Source organism: Paenibacillus solani (genome assembly GCF_001277345.1).
Lineage (GTDB): Bacteria > Bacillota > Bacilli > Paenibacillales > Paenibacillaceae > Paenibacillus_AQ > Paenibacillus_AQ solani.
Window position 1 is genome coordinate 1430016 of record NZ_LIUT01000001.1, and the last position, 24876, is coordinate 1454891.

18 protein-coding genes are annotated in these 24876 nt (G+C 47.4%); 11 read left to right on the forward strand and 7 right to left on the reverse strand.

What is annotated here, in order from left to right; all coding sequences use genetic code 11:
- The first annotated feature begins 502 nt into the window (after positions 1-502).
- The 10 genes from AM231_RS06535 (at position 503) to AM231_RS06580 (ending at position 14127) form a co-directional block, all read left to right on the forward strand.
- Positions 503-2281, forward strand: a complete 1779-nt coding sequence (locus tag AM231_RS06535) for an ABC transporter ATP-binding protein (RefSeq protein ID WP_054401757.1) — start codon at positions 503-505, stop codon at positions 2279-2281.
- Positions 2278-4143 (forward strand): ABC transporter ATP-binding protein, encoded by a 1866-nt coding sequence (locus AM231_RS06540; RefSeq protein WP_054401758.1) that lies wholly within the window; start codon positions 2278-2280, stop codon positions 4141-4143. Before AM231_RS06535 ends, AM231_RS06540 begins: the two co-directional genes overlap by 4 nt.
- A gap of 140 nt (positions 4144-4283) precedes the next feature.
- Entirely contained in the window at positions 4284-4745 is a 462-nt protein-coding gene (locus tag AM231_RS06545) for a GNAT family N-acetyltransferase (protein WP_054401759.1), read from the forward strand.
- Positions 4746-5018: 273 nt separating this feature from the next.
- Positions 5019-5750 carry a CAP domain-containing protein gene (locus tag AM231_RS06550; protein WP_054401760.1) on the forward strand — a complete coding sequence of 244 codons (732 nt, stop codon included), beginning with the start codon at positions 5019-5021 and terminating at the stop codon, positions 5748-5750.
- 143 nt (positions 5751-5893) lie between these two features.
- A complete protein-coding gene (locus tag AM231_RS06555) occupies positions 5894-6745 on the forward strand; it encodes a GDSL-type esterase/lipase family protein (protein WP_054401761.1) in 852 nt (283 codons plus the stop codon).
- Positions 6746-6779: 34 nt separating this feature from the next.
- On the forward strand, positions 6780-7748 hold the full coding sequence (locus tag AM231_RS06560) for an ABC transporter ATP-binding protein (RefSeq protein ID WP_054401762.1): 969 nt from the start codon (positions 6780-6782) through the stop codon (positions 7746-7748).
- Positions 7741-8730: an ABC transporter permease gene (locus AM231_RS06565; protein ID WP_054401763.1), complete on the forward strand. Its 990-nt coding sequence runs from the start codon at positions 7741-7743 to the stop codon at positions 8728-8730. The genes AM231_RS06560 and AM231_RS06565 overlap by 8 nt, the downstream gene beginning before the upstream one ends.
- 116 nt (positions 8731-8846) lie before the next feature.
- Positions 8847-10826, forward strand: coding sequence for a DNA topoisomerase IV subunit B (gene parE / locus AM231_RS06570; RefSeq protein WP_054401764.1), 1980 nt, complete (start codon positions 8847-8849; stop codon positions 10824-10826).
- 11 nt (positions 10827-10837) lie between these two features.
- Positions 10838-13297: a DNA gyrase subunit A gene (gene gyrA, locus AM231_RS06575; protein ID WP_053493888.1), complete on the forward strand. Its 2460-nt coding sequence runs from the start codon at positions 10838-10840 to the stop codon at positions 13295-13297.
- Between the two features lie 398 nt (positions 13298-13695).
- Entirely contained in the window at positions 13696-14127 is a 432-nt protein-coding gene (locus tag AM231_RS06580; protein WP_053493887.1) for a MarR family transcriptional regulator, read from the forward strand.
- Between the two features lie 354 nt (positions 14128-14481).
- Here the strand turns inward: AM231_RS06580 and AM231_RS06585 are convergent, their stop codons facing one another.
- From AM231_RS06585 to AM231_RS06605, 5 genes are all read right to left on the reverse strand, one after another.
- Positions 14482-15216, reverse strand: coding sequence for an RluA family pseudouridine synthase (locus tag AM231_RS06585; protein ID WP_054401765.1), 735 nt, complete (start codon positions 15214-15216; stop codon positions 14482-14484).
- Between the two features lie 3 nt (positions 15217-15219).
- Positions 15220-16083, reverse strand: a complete 864-nt coding sequence (locus tag AM231_RS06590; RefSeq protein WP_054401767.1) for a class I SAM-dependent methyltransferase — start codon at positions 16081-16083, stop codon at positions 15220-15222.
- A 120-nt stretch (positions 16084-16203) separates the two neighbouring features.
- Entirely contained in the window at positions 16204-18165 is a 1962-nt protein-coding gene (locus AM231_RS06595) for an endonuclease MutS2 (RefSeq protein ID WP_054401769.1), read from the reverse strand.
- Positions 18166-18704: 539 nt separating this feature from the next.
- On the reverse strand, positions 18705-21716 hold the full coding sequence (locus AM231_RS06600) for a PAS domain-containing protein (protein WP_054401771.1): 3012 nt from the start codon (positions 21714-21716) through the stop codon (positions 18705-18707).
- A 202-nt stretch (positions 21717-21918) separates the two neighbouring features.
- Positions 21919-22203: a GNAT family N-acetyltransferase gene (locus AM231_RS06605; protein WP_054401773.1), complete on the reverse strand. Its 285-nt coding sequence runs from the start codon at positions 22201-22203 to the stop codon at positions 21919-21921.
- 130 nt (positions 22204-22333) lie between these two features.
- Here AM231_RS06605 and AM231_RS06610 point away from each other — a divergent pair, with 130 nt between their 5' ends.
- A complete protein-coding gene (locus AM231_RS06610) occupies positions 22334-22654 on the forward strand; it encodes a hypothetical protein (RefSeq protein WP_053493881.1) in 321 nt (106 codons plus the stop codon).
- A gap of 145 nt (positions 22655-22799) precedes the next feature.
- Here AM231_RS06610 and AM231_RS06615 read toward each other — a convergent pair whose 3' ends face one another.
- On the reverse strand, positions 22800-23747 hold the full coding sequence (locus AM231_RS06615) for an aldo/keto reductase (protein WP_054401774.1): 948 nt from the start codon (positions 23745-23747) through the stop codon (positions 22800-22802).
- 22 nt (positions 23748-23769) lie between these two features.
- Positions 23770-24765: a Gfo/Idh/MocA family protein gene (locus tag AM231_RS06620; protein ID WP_054401776.1), complete on the reverse strand. Its 996-nt coding sequence runs from the start codon at positions 24763-24765 to the stop codon at positions 23770-23772.
- Positions 24766-24876: the final 111 nt, after the last annotated feature.

Consider the following 24876-nt stretch of genomic DNA (forward strand, 5'->3'; position numbering starts at 1 on the left):
GTAAAAACGAGCCCTACAAAGCATAATCCCATATTTATCCATAACCTTCACGCCAATGAAGGTTATTTGTGTTGCTAATAAAAGTATATCAAGATTTATGAGATGACTTCAAGTCGCAATACTTGACAAACATTAGCTGGTTTTTTTTCTGAGATGGTCCATGATTCGGCCTGCCCACAACCATGTTTCATGTGCTTCGGACCCCGTCATTGGGAGAAAAGCGGGTTAGGATTTTACCCTTTTAGAAGGATGTTTAAAAAACTCAAAAAGAGTGGGCGACGCCCGACATGTACGGGTATTGACAATGTGGTTATATCCCCTAGTATTTATGAGAATTACCGATGATTTAATCAGTAAACAAAGATTTGTTCACCAAATTGCCCTCTTTAGGTTCTTTTGGCTCATTTATGACGGTTTTCTATCTTTGCCGCTGGTTCAGGTCGATGATAAACTTCATAAATGCTACATAACCTGAACGTAAATTATCCAAAGGAGGATAAACATGAATGTTCTCAGGCAACTGCAGGGCTTCTTTTGGGAGAAACGAAGTTATCTTTTTCTTTCCATTCTGTGTCTGGCGATCGCAACCGCATTGGGGCTGGTCTATCCGCAGCTGTTAAGAGTGCTGATTGACGATGCCATCAAAATGGAGAATTACGGCATCGTACCGCGTCTAGCGCTCACTGTGCTGGGAGTGGTCATCCTTAAAGCTATCATGCAATTTTTGCATGGATTCTTTGGAGGAAGGCTGGGTAACTATCTGGCTTACTCGATGCGAAACGCCTGCTACGAAAAATTGCAATTTTTATCATTCCGTTATTATGACACGGCCCGGACTGGGGATTTGATGTCAAGGTTGACGGGGGACTTGGAAGCGATCCGGATGTTTATCGGTTTTGGCTTTGCCCAACTCCTGAACCTGGTGCTCATGGTGACTTTCGGTTCCATCATGATGTTCACGATCAGCTGGAAATTAACGCTGATTACTTTGGTAGCGATGCCATTTCTTGTCGTGGTCGCACTGAAGTTTGAATCCAAGATCCACCCGGCGTTTCAGGAGATGCGCCTGGCGCTGAGCTCGCTGACTACGGCCGTACAGGAGAACATTACGGGTGTTCGTACCGTTAAATCCTTCGCTCGCGAGCCGCATGAGGTGGAGAAGTTCTCTGAACGGAATGAGCGTTACAAAGCCAACCAGATTTTCGCCTCTTCGTTATGGGCGCGTTACTTCCCGCTGATGGAGCTCTTTGCGAATATCAGTGTTGTCATCCTGCTAGCCGTTGGTGGCGCGATGGTCATCAATGGTTCCATGACGGTAGGGGAACTGGCAGCATTCTTTACCTTGATCTGGTACATCATCGGTCCTTTGTGGGGAATCGGATTCCATATTAATAACTATACGCAGTCCAAGGCTTCGGGTGAGCGGGTGTTGGAGCTCTTGAATCAGCCTGTTGACGTTGAAGACAGGGAACGTGCGGTAGATTTGGTTCCAAGCGAAGTGAAGGGACATGTTGAATTCGATAATGTCACTTTCGCCTATGGCAACAAGATGGCTGCAGTCCAAGATATTAATCTGGATGCGCGTCCCGGTTCTGTGATCGGTTTTCTCGGGGGAACGGGGTCCGGTAAATCGACCATTATCCAGCTCTTGATGCATGCCTACAATGTAAATCAGGGCAGCATCAAACTGGATGGCAGGAACATCAATGATATTAAAATCCGGAGCCTGCGTAGTCAGATCGCAACCGTTTTCCAGGAGACATTCCTGTTCTCGTCCAGTATCCGTAACAACATTGCTTATGGTATGAAGAATGTCAGCATGGATGAAATCATTCGGGTAGCCAAGCTGGCGAAAGCCCATGATTTTATTATGGAAATGAAGGATGGCTACGATACGATTGTCGGAGAACGGGGAATGGGTCTCTCCGGCGGACAGAAGCAGCGGATCGCTATTGCCCGTGCACTGCTGAAAGATCCTACAATCCTCATCTTGGATGATGCCACCAGTGCCGTGGATATGGAAACGGAGCATGAAATTCAATCCGGCTTCCAGGAAGTCATGAATGGCAGAACGACCTTTATCATCGCTCACCGGATTTCTTCCTTGCGTCATGCGGATGAAATTCTCGTTCTGGATGAGGGTAAAGTCGTGCAGCGCGGCAAGCATAACGATTTGATTGCAGTGCCGGGGCCTTACCAGGATGTATATAAAATACAATACGCGGACCTGATTGCCAAGCAAGCTCAAGCAGGTGGTACGCAAGGGCAGGTGCAAGCATGAACGCCAATGTAAATACTGAGCCGCATCAGCAGCAGAAAATTCCGAGGCCGCGAAAAACCTCGGATGAAACCAATGAACGTTTTGTTTACAAGGATGACGATGCAATAGAAAAACCGTTTAACTGGGCGCAGCTTACACGTCTGATTTCGTATATGAAGCCATATGCCAAACAGATCCTGCCGTTGATCGGGCTGATGATGGTCATCGGCACGATAACAAAGCTCGCCATCCCTTTCCTGACCAGTTTGGCTATTGACCGGGCCATTGATCCGCAGGATGGCAATCCGAGTCTAACCCTGCTTTATCAGATTACGATCGCGGTGCTCGCGATGTATATCATTCAATGGGTTGCCGGGATCTTCCGCATCAAGTTTACGAATATTATCGGTCAGCGTGTCATCTATGACCTTCGCGCAGATTTGTTCCGGCATATCCAGCGCTTGTCCTTTAATTTCTATGACAAGCGTCCGGCCGGTTCCGTACTGGTACGCGTTACGAATGATGTCAACTCCCTGCAGGATTTGTTTACCAATGGGGTCGTCAACCTGATCATCGACTGCGTTCAGCTTGTCGGTATCGTGATCATCCTGCTGTTAATTAACTGGAAACTCGGTCTTGCCGTCATCGTCACGGTTCCGATCATGTTCTTGATCTCCACGAAGCTCCGCGTGCGCATCCGCCGCGCGTGGCAGGAAGTGCGGATCCGGAACTCGCGAATTAACTCCCACTTGAATGAATCCATTCAAGGGATTCGGGTTACCCAGGCTTACACACAAGAAGAAGAGAATATGAAATTCTTCGATAATATGAACTTGGATAGCAAGAAGTCCTGGGATAAAGCATCAGCGATGAACCAGGGGTTTGGACCACTTATCGAGATTACCGGTGGTTTCGGATCGTTGATTCTGTTCTGGCTTGGCGCTGTCTTGATTCAGCAAGGCGAGCTCACCATTGGTCTGTTGATTGCTTTTACCCAATATGTCGGGAACTTCTGGGAGCCGATCAACCGGCTTGGTCAGATGTATAACCAACTCCTTGTCGCGATGGCTTCTTCGGAGCGTATTTTCGAGTTTATCGATGAGAAACCAAGCATAGATGATGAGCCGGGAGCCAAGAAATTACCGACCATCCAGGGAAATATCAAGCTGGAAAATGTGGTGTTCGAATATGAGAAAGGACGCCAGGCTCTAAAAGGAATCAATTTGGACGTAAAGGCAGGTCAATCCATTGCACTTGTGGGTCATACCGGCTCAGGTAAGAGTACCATCATTAATCTGCTCAGCCGCTTCTACGATATTACCGAAGGCAAATTAACCATCGATGGATACGATATTCGGTCCGTAACGGTGGAAAGCCTGCGAAACCAGATTGGTATCGTGCTGCAGGACACGTTCATTTTCTCAGGTACGATTCGGGATAATATCCGGTTTGGCCGCCTGGATGCCACCAATGAGGAGATTGAGGAGGTCGCTAAGGCGGTTGGAGCTCATGATTTCGTCGTTCAAATGCCCGGCGGTTACGATACCGAGGTAGAAGAGCGCGGAAACATGCTGTCCATGGGTCAGCGGCAGCTGCTGTCCTTCGCCAGAGCACTTCTTGCCGATCCACGTATTCTGATACTGGATGAAGCCACAGCGAGTATTGATACTGAGACGGAGTTGAAAATCCAGGAGGCGCTCAAAGTGCTGCTGCAGGGCCGGACTTCCTTTATCGTGGCTCACCGCTTATCTACGATCCGGCATGCGGATCATATTGTGGTGCTGGATCATGGTAAGATTATGGAGGAAGGGAATCACAGCCAGCTTATGCAAAAGCAGGGCATCTATTATGGATTAATTGAAGCACAGTACCGATTTTTGTAAAAATGCTTAACAAAGGTTTAACAAAACAGACACAAATGTAAAAAAAATGTCGGTTGAGACTTGCAATCTTCTTCATAAACTTACAAAATAGAAATAGAGTCTGTTCACATTTCATAGAAGAAGGGAAGCATGAGGGTATAATGAGCATCGAAAGCGTATTATCTGCGCCTGCACTGCTGATTCGAAACTTTGAGAAGAATGATTTGGAAGCTGTCACTTCCCTTATGCGGGAACTGAATTATCCGACGACGCTGAATGTCATGCGTGAACGGATGGAAGCCATGAACGACAACCCTCTATACGGCAACCTGGTTGCAGAGGTAGATGGCGTTGTAGTTGGTATGATTATGCTTCGTCAAGTCAAATCTTTCACTATGACCGAACCGGTCACTCAAATCACTTCGGTTATTGTAACCTCAAGCTGCCGCGGCCAAGGCATTGGCAAAAGACTAATTCGCGGTGCAGAGACATGGGGAAGACAGCATGGTAGCCACCTCTTGTTTCTCACAAGCGGCAATCGGGAAGAACTTGCTCCCGCACATGCATTTTATGAACATATTGGATTTGAAAAGGCGGGGTACCAGTTCAGCATGAAGCTGTAACTCTCGTCTTTTCATGAACCCGTCCCAAACTTGGGGCGGGTTTTTTCTTTGTGATGATCTTAGAACAGACCGATGAACCGCAATCTGGGAGGAAGCTTTTGATGGCGTTTCCAACAATTGTGGTCTTGTTGAAGGTTTCAGATGTGTTACAATGTGTTCGTAGCTGATTACAAAAATGTAACCAATGCTTGTTCGTCCAAGACATCATGAAGTTTGCTTCCAGGAAGGACGAACAGGCAGATCTATCAACTTAGAGCTAGGAGATGAGACAACATGAACAATCATTGGATCAAGAAAATAGCTGGAGGCAGTATTGCTGCTGTATTGGCTGTCGGATTAATGCTGCCAACGACGGCCTCAGCTGCCCCTGTCGAGAGAAATCAAAATGTAAACTGGCAACAAAAAATACAAGAGTTTCTCAAAAGCCAAGGCTTGGATTCCCAGTTCAAGTGGGCTATTGTTCAGAAGCCGCAGACTGAGAAACCTCAGACTAGTAAGCCTGTCGAAACTCCACAAACCAGCAAACCGGAAGTTAGCAAGCCTGAAACAAGTAAACCTGAAACCAGCAAGCCTGAGACCAGTGCTCCATCAACGAAACCGTCCCAGCCTTCCGGATCTACAGGTACTACGGAACAATCGAAGTTTGCTTCCGAGGTAGTTGAATTGGTAAACAAGGAACGTGCTAATGCTGGCCTTAAGCCGCTTACGGTCCATGCCAAGCTGACAACCGTGGCAGTGGATAAAGCGAAGGATATGAGCGATAACAATTACTTCAGCCACACTTCGCCAACACATGGTTCCCCATTTGATATGATGAAAGCTTATGGCATATCTTTCGGCTATGCCGGAGAGAATATTGCTAAAGGGCAGCGTACACCACAGGAAGTGATGAACTCCTGGATGAACAGCCAAGGACACCGTGAAAATATTCTGTCCCCGAATTTTACAATGATCGGTGTAGGATACTACAATGGTTATTGGGTTCAAGAGTTTATTAGCCAGTAAGCACTTATTTCATCTAATAACAATCGAGCTGCTACGGCACGCAGAAAGACTGCGTCCGAGGCAGCTCTTTTTGCATTCTCATTTGCAAATTTTTAATAGAAGTCTTAAGGTAATGTACATGAGGATTTTTTAGGGGGAGTGTCATGAAATCATCTGCATGGATATGGCGAATCACTGCCTCCGTGTCGGTAATTGTAACGATTGTACTGATTTTTGGTTTTGTGTATGCGTTTAACGATATTAATAATCCGCAAGGACAGCCCTTGGTCTCCGGAGACAAGGCTGATATTTCTGCAGGGGAGACAAGCCCTGAGCAGCATGAAAGCGTTCCTTCACAGCCGGTGCTGCCGAATCAATTGCAGGTAACCGTCCTAGGTGATTCCCTTGCCAAGGGAACGGGTGACTCTGCCGGGGGTGGCTTCGTGCGCCGAAGCGTAGAACAACTAAATGAAGATGGACGTTCAGCAGGCGTTCTGGCCAATCTGGCGATAAATGGGCTGACGACGGAAGGGCTGCTGCCCAAGCTGGATGATCAGGGAATACAGTATGCCTTGAAGCAAGCAAATGTTATTATGCTCTCTATAGGAGGCAATGACCTGTTTCAGGGCAGCGGTCTGCTGGAGGAAGCTTCAAGTTCCGATAATTTAGAGCCCGATCCTGCCAAGCTGATGAGTGCTTTGCCTCAGGCTTCCGAGCGCCTACAGACCATTTTAGAAAAGATTCGTGCGATTAATCCGGATGCCCGCATTGTTTATATCGGTCTATACCATCCTTTTGCTGACATAGAGGATTTGCTCATCCCTGGGAATATCGTTGTGACTGCATGGAATCATGCGGTCATGGAGATTGTGAACCGGGATTCCAATATGACGCTGGTGCCTACGTTTGATCTGTTCCAGCATAAGCTTGGTGAGTATCTGTCTTCCGACCATTTTCATCCGAACGGGGCAGGATATCAGGCTATAGCAGATCGAGTTGTACAGGGCATGCTGTAGATGGTTGAGGATGTCAAATAGGGAGTTGGATTCGATGAAAGAGCGAGCTGAAGAAATCGTATTGTCTATCCAGCATGTAAAAAAGAAAATCGGTCGAAAATGGATCATACATGATGTGTCCTTCGATGTGCGCGCCGGGGAAATCTTCGGGTTCCTGGGACCTAACGGTGCAGGCAAGACAACCACGATCCGCATGTTAGTGGATCTCATCAAGCCTTCAGCGGGCAAGATTACCGTTTGTGGATATAACGTCAACCGCCAGCAAGAGCAAGCACTCCGCCATATCGGCTCGATCGTGGAGAATCCTGAAATGTACGTCTATCTGACAGGATGGGAGAATCTCGAGCATTTTGCCCGCATGCAGCCGGGGATTGATCAGCAGCGAATCGGGGAAGTTGTGGAGATGGTTAGGCTGGATCGAAGAATACATGATAAGGTGAGCACGTATTCACTAGGAATGCGGCAGCGGCTTGGTATCGCCCAGGCGCTTCTCGGAAGACCGAGGCTGCTCATATTGGATGAACCGACGAATGGCTTGGACCCGAAAGGAATCAAGGAAATGCGCCAGTTCATCCGACAATTAGCCGATGAAGGGATGGCGGTTTTTGTCTCCAGTCATCTGCTGAGCGAGATTCAGCTGCTGTGTGATCGCGTAGCGATCATTAGCAGTGGCCGAGTGCTGGCCGTAGGTGACGTCGATGAATTAATTGCCGGCAATAGTGATCATGTGATCTGGGATCTGAGTCCGGCTGTCCAAGGGAAGCGAATACTGCTAAAGTTAGACTATTGCGAAATTGTGGAACGACCGGAAGAAGTGCTGGATGATAGTTTGTTGGCAGGAATGCCTCAAGGCGCAGTTGTGACCCGAATCCATTCAGCACATACGCCAAAAGCAGTTACTGCATTGGTAGCCGCAGGGGTGCAGGTCCGGGAAGTTCACCGGATCAATCCGACGCTGGAGCAGTTATTCCTGCAGATGACGGAAGGTGAGCGTATTGAGTAATCTGTTGCCGCTGATTAAGAACGAATGTATCAAGATTATAAAACGCAAGCGTTTCTATGTTATCCTGCTGGTCCTGCTAGTCCTGGTTCCCATGTTTACTTATGCCCAAATGAAGTCTGCCGAAAGAAGCCAGGAGAAGTTCAACAGCGACTGGCGGCTTGAGCTTCAGCAGCGTATCACGGATAATGAGAATTCGCTAAGCAGCGACAGGGTACCGGATGAGTGGAAACGATACCGTCAGATTTTTATTCAGCAAATGCAGTATTATTTGCAGCATGATGTAAATCCTAATCAACCAAACGGAGTAACATTTACTCGGGAATTTATGGACAATGCCATTTCACTGTTTATCCCGCTGCTCATCATGGCTATCGCTTCAGATATCGTATCCGGCGAACGGACGACTGGCACGATCAAAATGCTCCTGACAAGACCCGTCAAACGATGGAAAGTCCTGCTGAGTAAGCTCATTGCCCTGATTATGTTTACGTCACTGATCGTTGTTTCCACTATTATCATCGCTTATCTAATCTCCGGCCTGGCGTTCGGATATGCTGGTTTTGAATTGCCTGTCTTCACCGGATTCCGGATTGTAGGATCTGAGGTGGATATGTCGGGTGTTCATGCAGTGTCGCAGTGGAAGTACTTGCTGATGCAGGGCGGTTTAGTATGGTTTGTGGGCGTGAGTGTCGGCATGCTGGCTTTTATGGTGTCTGTGCTTGTACGCAGTACGGCCGCAAGCATCGTGATTATGATGGCTTCGCTGATCGCCGGTACGATATTGACGAATATGGCATCGGCATGGAGCAGCGCGAAGTATCTGTTTATGGTAAATCTGAATTTGACCGGATATTTAGCCGGTAATTTGCCGCCAATTGAAGGGATGACATTGAATTTTTCCCTTGGTGTACTGGCCCTCTGGGCGATTTGTGCGGGGATTGTTTCATTCAGTGTCTTTACGAGAAGGGATATCTTGAATTAAAATGGACAAAGCATGAAACATTTGTTTGCATTTTTAATAGAACCCTGTTCTACTAAAAGCAGCGAAATGTCAAAATAGAAATACACGAGATACGTGAAATTGAAGGAGGAGCATGAATGGTCGAACAGATCGATATGTTTGCAGAGTCATCAAAGAACGGCGGTAATTCCCGTTCAGGATACGATGCTGACGACATTCAAGTGCTCGAAGGCCTTGTTGCGGTACGCAAACGGCCAGGCATGTACATAGGGAGCACAAGCTCGTCGGGCTTGCACCATCTCGTATGGGAAATTGTGGACAACGCCGTCGATGAGCATTTGGCCAAGTACTGCTCGAGAATTGAAATTACATTGCATAAAGATGGATCTGCCACGGTATATGACAACGGACGCGGTATACCAACCGGCATGCACAAAACGGGTATTCCTACGCCTCAGGTTGTATTTACAATACTGCATGCGGGCGGGAAATTCGGGGGTTCCGGGTACAAGAAGTCCGGTGGTCTTCACGGCGTTGGGGCCTCCGTAACCAATGCGTTGTCCGAGTGGCTGGAGGTGGAGATCTATCGCGAAGGTAAAATCCATCGTCAACGATTTGAATACTGGCAGGACAAAAAAGGAAAAGAGCATGTCGGAGAACCAGTAACCGGTCTTGAGGTGATTGGCAACACGAACAAAACAGGCACTAAAATCACGTTTAAACCGGATAAGCGGGTATTTCCTGCGGGTACGCATCTGAATTATGATACGTTAGCAGAACGCTTACAGGAGATAGCATTCCTCAATTCCGGTCTGCGGATTGCATTAAAGGACGAGCGCAGCGGTAATGGCGAAGAATTCTTCTATGAAGGCGGCGCGAGCCAGTTTGTGCAATTCTTAAATGAAGGTAAGGACGTCCTGCATGATGTCATTCACTTTTATGCCGAAAAGGACGAAATCGAAGTCGAAATTGCGCTTCAATATAATGCAGGTTACACCGAAACGCTGGCCTCATTCGTAAACTCCATACCGACGCGCGGGGGCGGAACCCATGAGACGGGTTTCAAGACAGCGTATACCCGGGTCATGAATGATTATGCCCGCAAAAATAATTTACTGAAGGAAAAAGACAAGAACCTGGAGGGGAACGACCTCCGGGAAGGCATGATGACCGTCATCAGTGTGAAGATGGCTGAGGTCGAATTCGTGGGCCAGACGAAGGATCAGCTCGGAAGCGCTTCTGCACGAAGTGCGGTTGACAGCATAGTCACCGAGAAGATGCAAATCTTCCTTGAGGAGAATCCGCAGATTGCGCAAACGCTGCTAAGGAAAGCCATTCAGGCGTCCAGAGCGCGTGAAGCAGCCCGCAAAGCAAGGGATGAAATGCGCAGCGGCAAAAAACGCAGTGAAAGCTCCAATCTCGGCGGCAAGCTGACACCTGCGCAGTCCAAGGATTTTTCAAGAACCGAATTGTTCATCGTTGAAGGAGATTCGGCAGGCGGCTCGGCTAAGCAGGGACGGGATTCGAAAATCCAAGCTATTCTGCCGCTTAAAGGGAAGCCGATGAATCCGGAAAAATCGAAGCTGGCTGATATATTGAAGAATGATGAATATCGTGCGATTGTGGCTGCAATTGGTGCAGGGATTGGGACGGAGTTTACCTCCGGGGATAGCAATTACTCCAAAATTATCATCATGACCGATGCGGATACGGATGGCGCACACATCCAAGTGCTGCTGCTCACATTCTTCTACAGATATATGAAACCTTTGATCGATGAGGGCCGTGTATATCTGGCACAGCCTCCGCTGTACAAAATCGCCAGTAAGTCCGGCAAGCTGGAAACCGTTCGTTATGCCTGGACGGATGAGCAGCTGGCCAATTACTTGAAGGAATACAAGAGCTATGAGCTGCAGCGTTACAAGGGACTGGGCGAGATGAATCCCGATCAATTGTGGGAAACGACGATGAACCCGGACACACGGACATTGCTGCAGGTACAAATCGAAGACGCCGCGAAAGCGGAGCGTCGCGTGTCTACACTGATGGGGGATAAGGTAGATCCCCGCAAACGCTGGATTGTAGAAAATGTAAACTTCGCGGAGTTTGAGGAATAGAAGGTGAAGGAATGAGTTTATCGGAGCAATTTTTACCGGCTTATCTGGAAGAGGTTGTAGGTGACCGATTTGGCAGGTATTCCAAATACATTATTCAGGATCGGGCGATTCCCGACGTTCGTGATGGCTTGAAGCCCGTTCAGCGTCGGATTCTGTATGCCATGTACGATTCAGGTAACACACCGGATAAACCATACCGTAAATCGGCGAAAACCGTAGGGGATGTCATGGGTAACTATCATCCGCACGGAGATTCATCCATTTATGAAGGTATGGTCCGGATGGCGCAGCCTTGGAAGATGGGACATGTGCTGGTCGACGGGCATGGAAATTGGGGGTCTCAGGACGATGACCCGGCAGCAGCAATGCGGTATACCGAGGCAAGGCTGTCACCGATAGCCTTGGAACTTCTTCGGGATATCGAGAAGCGGACCGTTCTGTTCAAGGACAATTTTGATAATACGGCCAAGGAACCGGTTGTACTGCCTTCCCGTTATCCGAATTTGCTTGTCAACGGAGCTAGCGGGATTTCCGCAGGTTTTGCCACCGAAATTCCGCCGCATAATCTGCGCGAAGTCATAGACGCATGTATTGCCGTCATGCAAAAGCCGGAGATTGAGCTGGCTGAGATTATGACCTTTATCAAAGGACCTGACTTCCCGACCAGCGGCATCATTATGGGCGGTGAAGGTATTCTGGATGCCTATCGGACAGGCAAGGGACGCGTCTATCTGCGGTCCAAAACAGATATCGAATCGCTTCGGGGCGGCAAGCAGCAGATCGTCATTACGGAAATTCCCTACCAGGTCGTTAAGTCAAGGCTGGTGACGGCCATGGAGAATATACGGCTTGAGAAAAAAGTCGAGGGCATTGCCGAGGTCCGTGATGAGAGCGGACGCGAGGGACTTCGTATCGTTGTGGAATTGAAGAAGGATGCGGACGCAAACGGAATCCTTGCTTACTTGTTCAAGAAAACAGATCTGCAAATTACGTACAACTTTAATATGGTTGCCATCGTGAACAAGACTCCTAGGCAGCTCGGGCTCAAAGATATGCTGTCTGCATATATTGATCATCAGCGTGAAGTCGTTACGAACAGGACGCAGTATGAGCTGGAAAAAGCTGAAGATCGGGCGCATGTCCTGGAAGGTCTGGTTAAGGCGCTGAACATTCTGGATGAAGTCATTGCCGCGATCAAGGCGTCGAAGAATCGCCAGGATGCGCAGAATAACCTGCAATGGATGTTCGGTTTCACAGAGCGGCAGGCTGATTCTATTCTGACTCTGCAATTATACCGCCTCACCAATCTTGAGATTCATTCCCTGCAAAAAGAGCTGGACGAGCTGATGAAGAAAATTGAGGGCTTTCGTGCCATATTGAATAGCGACAAGAAACTGATTGCTCTCATACGCAAAGAGTTGCTTGAAATTCGTGAGAAGTACGGCATCGACCGGCGATCTGTCATTCAGGAAGAAGTGGAAGAGATCAAGGTTAATCTTGAGGTGCTGGTAAACGCCGAGGATGTGATTGTAACCTTATCGAATGAAGGTTACATCAAGCGTACAAGCATGTTATCCTTCACGCGTAGCGGAGGCGAGCTGGAAAGCTCTGGGGTCAAGGAGGGTGATTATATCACCCGTCTGTTTGAGATTAATACGCTGGAAAACCTCCTGATTTTCACGAACAGAGGGCAATATTTCCTCCTGCCGGTTCACCAAATTCCGGAATACAAATGGAAGGATGCCGGCACGGCGATTGTGAACGTCATTCAGGTACCGAAGGAGGACCACATCGTTTCGGTCATTCCGGTTTCCAATTTTGAAGAGCCCGGGAAATCGCTTGTCTTCGTAAGCCGTAAAGGTCAGGTTAAGCGCACGGAGCTTAAGGACTACGTAACCAAGCGAACAGGGGCCGTTGCGGCTGCCAAGGTTGCTGCCGAGGACAGCATTATCCAGGTTGTGATGAGTGATCATAATAAAGATATCGTGCTGATTTCTAAAGATGGAATGAGCATCCGCTTCAATGAACAGGAAGTTAATGCAATGGGACGCGTATCCGGCGGAGTTCGGGGAATCCAGCTCCGTGAAGGCGATGAAGTCGTAGCAGCTTTATGGGTGGAGAACGATGAAGGGGAAATTTTGACGATTACCGATCTGGGATATGGCAAGCGAAGCCTGCTTCTGGATTATCCGGTTCAAAGCCGCGGTGGTAAAGGGATGGCTACCTTCGAGTTTAAGGAAGGCAAGCGGGTGAAGCCGAATGGCAGTGCTATTGCAGGAGCATTCTATTGCCGTGAACCGCTGCAGATTACAGCTTATAGCGGAGACGGACAAGCTTATCAGATTCATACAGAGAAAGTTCCGATCGGAGAACGTAAATCGATTGGCAAGCTTCTTGCCGATGTTGGCAAGAATGGACAAATTGTTGATCTGGTTAGTCTCCCCCATACCGACGCAGGCAAAGAGAGCTAGGTAACCATCAGTAACTAACTGAAATTCATGAGTGATGAATAAGACAAATGGAGAAAAAGCACCTTGATTTGATATCGAGGTGTTTTTTTATATGAGAGACTGGGGTGCATGCATATTATCCGTTTGTACTATTTGACATATGTCTTGATATGTCGAGGGAGGGAGAAACATGAGAAAGGCCGTCATATAAGGATTGACGGGATTTGTCGCTTGATTAGAAATTATATTTTTTCACGGAAAAAGAAGGATTTTCGGCGATCACCCCCGAAACTTAATCCTATAAACTATTATGGAGTGCCGACTCGGTTTTTTATCTCAATTTTCTCCTGTTGTCTACAATATACATCAAGCAGTCGAGAGATGATCATGACAGATCTAACTGAAAGGACGGGATAGATATGCATACAGCCGAATTCGCCAAGGTATGGTCGAAGCTGGCCAAGGACTATAAACTTCATATGGAAGCGGGATTAGCACCGACATTGACGGAGTCACAGCTGATGGTATTGGAGGTGCTTGCAGAGCAGAAGCGGATGAAACCGTCCGACCTCATTCCTTATCTGGCTACAAGCCCGGCAGCGGTTACTATGCTATTAGACCGGATGGAGAAGAATGAATTGATCAAACGGGAGCGGGATGCGGATGATCGACGGATTGTCTGGGTGACCATCTCTTATAAAGGCCACGAGGAATACACACGCGGATTACAAGTTCGGGAAGAGTATCTATCCCAAATACTGAATCGTATATCTTCCCATAATCAACAGTTGCTTGTGTATCTATTAGGGAAGATAAGTGCAGCTCCGCAGAGAGTTTTGGTAGAGGCGTAGAGCTATAAATCGGGGGATAAGCATTAGAGAAGCCCTCCAAAGGGATGGTTGCAAGTTGCAGCTCATCTCTTTAGGAGGGCGGTCTTTTATCCGTGTGCCGAGACGCTGTTAGCCGTTAAGATCATAATGGTGAAGAACAGCAATGTGCTTCCTAAAAAAATCCACAGCGGTTTCAAATGCAAGTGGTGATTTGTAAAAAATGTTAAATTAATACAACTACTATTCTTCGACATTCTTTATTAAAAGTAAAGGGGGAATATATTCTATTAAGGGGATACAATCTTATATTACTCTCATGGTTACATAGAGATATAAAAAACGAAATCCCTTTGAGGGATTTCGTTTTTTATCGTTCTATAGATCAGATCGCAGGCTTGATTCCAGCTTATCCATGGGGAAGAGGCTCCACGGGTAAAGAGAAGGCGGCATGGATCGAATGGTAATGTCCTCTTTGGTAACAGGGTGAGGAAATCCGACAAGAATGGACCATAAGGCAATCTGCTGACCGGCTTTGTTCACCTTGCTTCCGTACTTCTGATCACCAAAGAGCGGAAGACCGGCATGGCTGAGCTGTACACGTATTTGATGCGGTCTGCCAGTGTGCAGCTCGATCAGGACCAAGCTGTAGTCTTCGGCCGTGTGGAGGACATTGTAATCCAAAATGGCTTCCTTGGCCCCGTCTGTACCTTTTGAGGTAACGTGGACGGTATTGGTTCGCGCGTCTTTGTACAGCATATTGACGAGCCGACCTGAAGTTTTAGCAGGAATACCATGAACGACCGCGACATACTGTTTGCGAAAGCTGCGGTTACGGACAGATTCCGATAATCGGGAAGCGGCTTTGGAGGTCTTGGCGAATACCATCGCTCCGCCTACAGGACGGTCTAGACGGTGCACCAAGCCTAGAAATACATTGCCCGGCTTGTTATATCGATCCTTGATGTCCTGTTTTAGTATGGTCAGCATATCGGGATCACCGGTAGCATCCTCCTGCGAGGGGATGTTTACCGGCTTGCTTACGCCTAATACATGGTTATCCTCGAAGAGAATCGGTACAACCGGATATGCTGCTGGCTCCCGTTTGTTCATCACTCAGGACTCCCAACGACCCAGGATGCCGCATGGCAGGTTCATACCGGAGCGAGTAATCGGCAGCCCGATTTCACCTGCGCTGATGGTACCGCCATACTTCGGCTTCATGGTCATGGTCAGCATGTTGTTCAGAACGGTAGGGGAGATGCCTGTTGTATAGGAGTTAATCAGCATAAACAGCGGTTGATCCGAAACGATGCTCATGCAGCTCTCAAGGAAGGGATACAGGCTCTGTTCAAGCTTCCATGTTTCACCGCTTGGTCCCCGTCCATAAGATGGCGGGTCCATAATGATTGCATCGTACTTGTTCCCTCGGCGCTGTTCCCGCTGAACGAATTTAAACACGTCATCCGTAATATAACGGATCGGACGGTCTGCTAAGCCGGATAATGCCGCGTTTTCCTTGGCCCATTGCACCATGCCCTTTGCAGCATCTACATGGACGACCTGGGCGCCGGCTGATGCAGCGGCGACCGTTGCACCCCCCGTGTATGCAAACAGATTCAGCACGCTGATTGGGCGCCCCGCGGAAGCGATCTTATCCATCATCCAGCGCCAGTTGGCTGCCTGCTCCGGGAACAGCCCAGTATGTTTGAAATTGGTTGGTCGAATATGGAATTTCAAGCGGTCGTACGAAATGGTCCATCGATCCGGAAGCTGCTTCTTCATATCCCATTGACCACCGCCCGATGAGCTGCGATGATAGTGACCGTGAACGCTGCGCCACTGGGCGTCTTCATGTTCAATCGGCCAGATGATCTGCGGATCCGGACGTCTAAGAATGACATCGCCCCAGCGCTCCAGCTTTTCTCCGCTTCCGGTGTCGATGACTTCGTAATCTTGCCAATCCTGAGCTACATACATGTTGAAAACCATCCTTCAAATAGTCATTTAGACTTTATTGTACAACATATCAGAAGCTGAATGCCACCAAGGATTGCCTTGCTTGACGAAACCTATTCGGATGATACTTGATCAGTTTCGTTATTCCGGCTTCGTTTCGATCTGCAGCCCCTCAACATGTTGTCGGTTCATCAGTTTGCGTTTCTTCCGGTTTTCCTTGCTCTCAAACACGATATCAAGGTCATAGTCTTCCGGATAAAGATCCTTGGCCGCGATATAGGGTTTGAGGCGTTTATGGTTAATCTTCAGACGTTCTTTCTGAATCATAACGCCAATATTCCCCATGTTATCCATAGCTTCATAGACTGTTCCGCTTCGTTTCATATAAGGAACGTAGACACGATCGCCAAGTTGGTATAGAGAAGAGGGAGAGGGCCCAATGTGGCTTTCTTCAGCGTCCTCTCGCTGTGCTTGATCATAAACCGGCGGCAAGGGGAGTGACTGTGGTGAACTCACGTCATCTACCCATGGCATAGCATCCGATGGTTGGAGCATAGATATTCCGTCATTCTTTACGTTCCCTGCTTCCGTGATTTCACGCGATCTGGCAATGATCGCCTCAGGTATGCCTAGTTTCGCAGCGATGACAAAGGCATAACTGTGACCAGCTTCTCCAATCCGCAAGCGATAGAGCGGTTCTAGTGTGTCCGCATCGAATTCCATCCGGGCATTCTCAAAGCCGGCAGTACGCTCCGCAAAATTTTTGATTTCGCTGAAATGGGTCGTTACGACAACTGTTGCCCGTCGTTTATTCAGTTCCTCCAGAATGGCAATGGATAATCCGACGCCTTCTCCCGGGTCCGTCCCGGAAGCCATTTCATCCAACAATACCAGCGTTGACTGACCGGCCGTCTCCAATATATCACGTATATTGCGAATATGCGCCGAAAACGTGCTGAGTGCATGCTCCAGACTCTGCCCATCACCTATATCAACGGATACCTCGTCAAAGATGGCGCAGTGGCTGCCTTCCGCCACAGGCACCAGCAGACCGGATTGTACCATAACAGTGATGAGGCCTACCGTCTTAAGAGCTGAAGTTTTGCCGCCTGTATTAGGACCTGTAATGATCAATGTTTTGTAATGTTCTCCTATCGTAAAGTCCAAGGGTACCATGGAGGAGCCGATTAAAGGATGGACAGCAGATTTCAGATTGATGAATCCCTGCTGGTTCAATTTCACGTTGCGCCCACCGATGGCTATGGCGTATTTCCCTCTGGCTATCACGTAGTCATAAATCCCGACGGTTTCGGCATTGATGTTGAGTTCCGATTGATACTGCTCAGCGAGTGCGGTTAAATCACTGAGCACCTTTGTTTCTTCTCTGCCCTCATCGGCATGAAGAAGATTCAACTCCATTTGAAGTCCCTGCAAGTCCGCAGGTTCGATGAATACCGTCTGCCCGCTGGCCGATTCATCCAGAATAGAGCCGATTACGGATCTGCGGTGTTCTTTCTTGATAGGCAGCACATAACGGCCTCCGCGCTTGCTGATGACATTCTCCTGCATGATGCTTCTGTAACGGCTCATCAGGCTGTCCAGCTTACGCTTGATCCGGTCTTCGGTTACGATGATTTTTTTGCGGATTTTTGCCAGATCTTTGCTGGCGCTATCCACCACGCGACCTCCGTGTATGCTGCGTTCGATTTCAGACAGCAGTGGGCGCAGTTCATGCATAGAAGAAGCATAAGAGCTAATGGTGGGGGCAAGGCTGCCCTTGGCATTCATGTACTGAATGAGCTGACGGCAGCTTCTTAGATACTGAACCATATTCCCAAAGTCACGCTCAGTCAGCACGTATCCTGTGCCGAGCAGGTCGAGGACCATCTGGATTCCCTCCAGGGAGGGGATCGGTACGCTAGCTCCGGCTTGGAGCAGGATTTTGGCTTCTTCTGTTTCATTTAATTTGTTGCGGATAGCTTTCAATTGGGTGAGAGGAGCCATTGCTCGAATATGCTCGATTCCCAGGTATGATACAGCGAAACGTTCGAGTTCAGTGCGTATTTTCTCATACTCCAACTTGTTTAATGTGAATGGTTTCATGGTTTGGTATTCTCCTTTTGGCTATAGAATGGATGATTATTCAACGCAAAAAAGGCGGAAAACGAACTACTTAGGTTCGCTTTCCGCCCATATATCGATATTCTGATTGGTTATGGTGCCGGGCACAGTTTGACTACCCCTCTTGATCTACAAGAGGGGAGACCCAAAAAATCCGTGCTGAACTCAGCACGGATGACCATATCTCATCGGAATAAACTCTAAAGAGGCTTCCATTGATATCCGCAGTTCTTAACTAAATCAACGGACGAAATGATTACGCATCAAAAAATAAACATATCCCAAAACAGGGAATGCCAATTTTTTACACATTTCGATCCATATGAAATTTGGTTAGTTAAGAACGACCACCGACATCAAAATTTCTCCTTTAAAATAGAGTATGACTTAAATATATCCACATACTAGGAGAAAAGTCAAGTGAAAAGTGTAGGTTTGATCCGTACACAAGAAAAAGAGGTGATCCACAGTATAAATTGCCGCAGATCACCCTTATTGGATAGAGATATTAAGATAAAAAGTTAATTGATCATATTGTCGTCACTCAGCGTACGAGTGGGGATCGTAAAGTAGAAGGAGGAGCCGGCATTCTCGCTGCTCTCTACGCCAATAACGCCGCCCATTAACTCGACTAGTTTTTTACTGATAGCCAGGCCGAGTCCAGTGCCACCATATTTACGATTCAAGGAGGGGTGGAGTTGTGAGAAGGAAGTGAACAGTTGATGCTGCTGTTCGTAAGGAATTCCGATTCCCGTATCCTTTACTTGAAATGCTAGCGTATACTCATGTGTACCCTTGCGGTGCAGCCCTTCAACACTCATCGTAATGCTGCCCTCATGGGTGAACTTGATTGCGTTGCTGATCAGGTTGACAAGCACTTGCCGCAATCGCAAAGCATCTCCCATAATGACATCTGGAACGGTGTCGCTGTCTATGCTGCAGGATAACGACAGGCCTTTTTCTATGGCCTTGGCCGAGAACAAATCAACGATTACTTCCAGCAATGAACGTAAATCGATTGGTTCGTCATTGATCGTCATATTGCCGGTTTCAATTTTACTGAAATCGAGGATTTCATTCAGGATATGAAGCAGCGATTCACTACTCTCCATTAGTATATTTGCATAACTTTCCTGATTCTCATCCAGTTCCGTCGTTTTTAACAGCTCAATCATTCCGATAATACCATTCATTGGTGTACGAAGTTCATGGCTCATCATGGTGAGAAATTCGGTTTTAGCTTGATCTGCCTGTTCGGCATGCTCTTTGGCACGGATGATTTCTTTCTCATCCGTGATATCACGAAATACCATGACCGCCCCTTTACGCTCCCCATGGTCCCAGATAGGATTAACTTGATAATCGGCCAGAAAGCTTGAACCGTCTCTTCGCCATAAGACGATCTCCGTTCGGGACAATGGAGTCCCACGTTTGACTGCTCGAATGAGTGGAGAATCCTCTCCTCTATAAAAAGTACCGTCATGGCGAATTTCTTTAACAATCTGCTCACAAGATCTTCCGATGGTGGCATCAGGTTGGTAATCCAGCATCTTGGCTCCTGCCGGATTGATGAACGCGACATGGCCGTTAATGTCTAGTCCGATAATTCCCTCTGACACGGTGTTCAGCAAAAGAGTGAGCTCCCGGCTGAGCTTCTTGATTTCTTCCATGGTTCGAATGCGTTCCGTAATATCCCGGGTAATACCGTATACACCCACAACCTCGTCATCCACGAAAATCGGAATATTGAGAGTATTGATCTCAATCGGATAGCCATCCTTATGGATAATGGTCAGATCGTAGCTCTGAGGTATGCCTTCCTTGGCCTGATTAAAATGGAACAAAGTGCGGTCTATATCCTTCTCTGCGACAATTGGACCGAAATACATGCCGATTAGCTCATCGAGACTGTATCCGGTAAGTTCTTGCAAATTTTTGTTGGCCGTTAGGTAATCACCATCCAGGTTCATGGAGTATACCGCCGATGGATTGTACTCAAAAAGCGAACGATAACGCTGTTCACTTTCTTTGAGCTTAAATTCCATGAGCTTACGCTCGGAAATGTCGCGGGCAATCGAAATGATTTCCTTTTTTTGTCCGTCCTGTGTAGTGATGTATTTGCAATTTACCTCAAACCAGATGTGGCGGCCATCCTTATGTATATAGCGGAAGGTGATGGGGGTGAGCGATTTGCCTTCCAGGCAATTCTTCAGATAATCCTGTAACGGTACAATGTCTTCAGGATATACATAATCGAATGCACTTGTTCCGATCATCTCTTCAGGATGATAGCCGAGCAATGTGAAACAGGATGGTGAACAGTATAGAAAGGTGGAACATTCAATTGTGCTGCTTGATATAAAATCTAGCGAGTTCTCGGTAATGAGCTTATATTTATTCTCGTTGACCAGAAATTGCTGCTCAATCAGCACTTGCTCTGTTATATCCTGTGCCATGCCGACCATCTCCATCGGTTTGCCTTCAATCGTTAATGAGACCTCCCACTGCGCCCTTATCGTTCGCACCTGACCGTCATGAAGCTGAATCCGGTAAATAATTTCATCGGCTTCTCCGAGAACGGCTTTTCCGATAGCCATCTCCAGACGCTTACGATCTTCGGGTATGACAAATGACAGCAATGAATTATGGTTTGGTTCGTTGGTGTTGATCTGATACCCAAAAATACGTCTCATTTCATCACTATAGGTGAGCTTGTTCGTTATCAAATCCCAACGCCAGGAGCCGATCTTGGCAATCCGCTGCGCATGCGCCAATGTATCTTCATCCGTTTTACGTTTGGTGATATTTCGTCCGTTGGCAAGAACTTTGGTTATTTCGCCTTTGAGCCCTCGTATTAGCTGAAAAGATGTCTCAAACCATAAATAATGGCCGTCTTTATGGCGGATGCGCCTTGTAAAGCTTTCCTCATCCGAGAATAGCTTACCTGGTTCTTTCATTTGCTGGGAATCGACCTGATGATAGTATTCGATTCGGTTCCTGCCTGACATTTCCTCCTGAGTATAACCCAGTATTTCTGTAACTGAGGGGGAAACGTACTCGATAATGCCGTCTGTATCGCTAATGGTCACCAAGTCTTGTCCGCTTTTGGAGATAAGAGCAAGCAGTTCATCTTCCTTTATTGCCGGTGTCATCGTTTCATTTTTCTGGTTTTTCAGCTCAAGACAGCATAGAATCCATTGAGAATCTCCGGGCAAAGGATGTTTTAGCGAAGATAGCTCCACTGAATATTGGGATCGCTTTCCATCACTATGGACGAAGTCAGAGTCCCATTGGAGCTGGGTAATTGTATTTTGTGTTAATGATTGTAATGCCTGATTGATCGATAGACTGGATAACACTTGGATTTCGGAAGGTTTGATATGGAGCAGGTCAGAACGCTTGGATTCTGTATAATCACAAAAACGATCGTTGACCATCACGACACGCTCATCAACCGCAGAAATCAGGATTGCCCCGCAGGGCAATTTATTAAACATCTGTTCCCAGACCCAATCCTCAGCTGAATGCCTCATAATATTAATTGCCTCCCTGAGCTATGCTATACCATTTGATCATAGAGGATGTGATCACTCTATCGCAATAGAAAATATGAAAGAAAATGAAGAGGGTTCTTATAAGACACAAGAAAGCCAACCGATAAGAGCGCATTCTTATGGCCGGCTAAGCTGAATCTAAAATTGTACCCTTATCTCATGTTATAGGGGCTATTTACGGCTAGCTGTGGAGCAAGGCGCGATCTTCGATATTATTATCAAAATAATGTCCGGCATAGGAGCAGGCAGGGATAATTTTCAATTCTTCCGCCCGGGCATATTCAATCACTTTTCGAACAAGTTCTTCTGCGATCCCTTGTCCTCGAAGGGATGGCGAGATATAGGTGTGATCGATACTGATTACTCCGTCCCCTTGCGGGGTATACGTGATTTCGGCTGCGGTTTTTCCGTTCTCCTTGATGAAAAACCCACCGGATCTTGCCTGTATATTATGTTTGTGCGTCATGTTCTGTCCTCCTTCATCTGGTTGTACTATACCCGTATCCGGCAAGCATTAAACGTTTGGCAGATAGGCAAACACCCTTGGAGGGGCATCTGCATACAATACGAGCAGAAGAGAATGAAGGAGGAACATCATGAACCATTATTCAACTCAACAGCAAATGCTGTTTCAATGCGACCATCAGCTGGCGCATTCCATGAAAAAACATAGAGAACACGCTCATTCGGCTATGAAAAATGCAGTGAATCGCAAGGTAAGAGTGCATACGATGGATGATGAAGCCATTGAAGGTATCGTCATTAACGTAGATGCAAAGAATGTGTACATTCTTGTTGAGCAAGGAAACAGAGGTTTTTATCCGGGATATCCTCCATATCCGCCATATGGGCCCAATCCTAATGTAGTACTGCCGTTAGCCTTGTTCAATCTACTGGCTGTCAGCTTGTTGTGGTAGCACACGAAGAACCTGCAATTAGGTTTGCAGGTTCTTTGTTTTTGAGGAGATGTCTCCAGGTTATTGTGATATTCTGACGGTTAGTCAGACATTCGAGAAATGCTTTGGCCTCATGGAATATCTTGACACAAGGCATTTTTGATACTCAGGCTATAGGCTGCTTATCGATCGTCAAATCTAACCAGTCTAATTCTTCCTTTGTCAGCTGGATGCTGGAGCCTTCATCGCAGGATTGTAACTCTGCGGCAGATTGCGCGCCGATGAGCGCGCAAGTAGGGAAGGGCTGATTCAAGACGTAAGCAAGCGCGATCTGAATGGCTGTTACATTCTTCGTAGCAGCCAGTTGTTTGGCGCGCTCTAACCGCTTCCAATTGTCATCGCTGTAGAATACTCTCACCAGATCCGCGTTGTCCCGGATTTCCGGAGTGAATCGGCCGGTGAAGAATCCCCGTGCTTGAGAAGACCAGGAGAGCAGGGGAAACTGCTCAGCTTCATGCCATGCCATTGTCCTTGCATCGGCTGAGACGCAGCCTTCCCAGAACGGTTCATTCGGTTTAGCCAGACTGAGGTTGGGGCTGCTAAAGGAGAATCCGGTCAGTCCATTTGCTTCTGCGTATGCATTGGCATCTCTTATGCGCTCCCATGTCCAGTTGGATACTCCGATGGCGCCTACACTTCCATTTGAAGTGTATTCATTCAGAGCCTCAATGATTTCCCCTGCAGGGATGCTAGGGTCGTCGCGGTGCAGTGCGTACATATCGATATAATCCGTTTGAAGCCTTTCGAAGCTCATCGAAATATCGCTCTTGATGTCTCGTTTATTAACGCGGGGGCCATTCTGGTCATGATGGGCGCCCTTCGTCAGAATGACGAGTTGATCACGGTTTCCTTTTTCCTGCATATATCGGCCGATGACTTCTTCGCTTTGTCCCCCGCAATATATATGAGCGGTATCAATGGAATTGCCGCCAATTGCGAGGAACGCATCCAGATTGGCTGCAGCTTTTTCATATGAGTCATGATAGAAATAGTCTGTTCCTTTCATAAGTACAGAGACAGGTTTATCCAATCCCCGAATTGAAATATACTTCATCTACTTCTCCTCCTATGTGTGATTACAACACAATTCTTTTACGTTGATGGGCAGATTCCAGGCAGGCCTCGATGACACGCATATTGTGAATTGCATCCTCCGTGGAGAAGCGGAGGGGCTTGTTGTTTAAAATACTTTCTGCCAGCTGATCTCCTTGCTCACTGTATGCGTTTGCATGTGGAACCTCAACTTCTTTGCGTCCTTGGCCAGTCGTAATGAAGAAGTTCGCTCCGTCTTCAGGCAGGCTATAGGCATAGGGAACTTCAATCAACCCTTCCGTTCCTACGATTTCAAGCGGATTACGATAAGCCGCCCACATTCCGCAATCAAAAGTCAGGGACACATCGCCCGCAAATTCGAGCAAACCGGATGCCATCATATCGACGCCATCATGCTCAGGTGAGAAGAAAGCCTGAACGGTGACCGCTTCCGGTTCTTGACCTAGCAGAAGGCGTGCGGCATTGATTGGATAACAGCCGACATCATAAATCGAACCGCCGCCCCAATCTTTACGAAAACGGACATTTCCATGATCGGCTGAGCTGTTGAAGGTAAATGCGCTGCGAATGCCCCGGATTTCTCCAATCGCGCCATCGTTGATCATTTCCTTTATCAAGTCATACCTTGGGTGATATCGATACATGAAGGCTTCGGCAAGAACAACATTTGCTTTTGCCGCTGCATCAGCCATTTCGGCTGCTTCAGCTTCGGTCAATGCAAGCGGCTTCTCACATAGAATATGTTTGCCTGCTTCCGCCGCACGGATAGTCCATTCTTTATGTAGGTGGTTAGGAAGTGGAATATATATGGCATCAATGGAAGAATCATTCAGCAAGTCTTCATAACGGCCATAAGCCCTCGGGATCTGCAGTTCCTCTGCAGTTTGACTTGCTTTTGCTTCATCACGGCTGGCAATGGCTACGACTTCATTAAGACGGGATTGTTGTAAACCAGGTATGACTGCCCGTTTGGCAATGCCTGCACAGCCGAGTATTCCCCAGCGGAATTTTGGTTTCATCTTCATCATCTCCTAAGCATGTAATAAGATTATATTGTGATTATAGAAGACAAGAATTAAAATTAATATAATATTATTTTGTAGTGTCATATAACAATATTGTCATGAGGG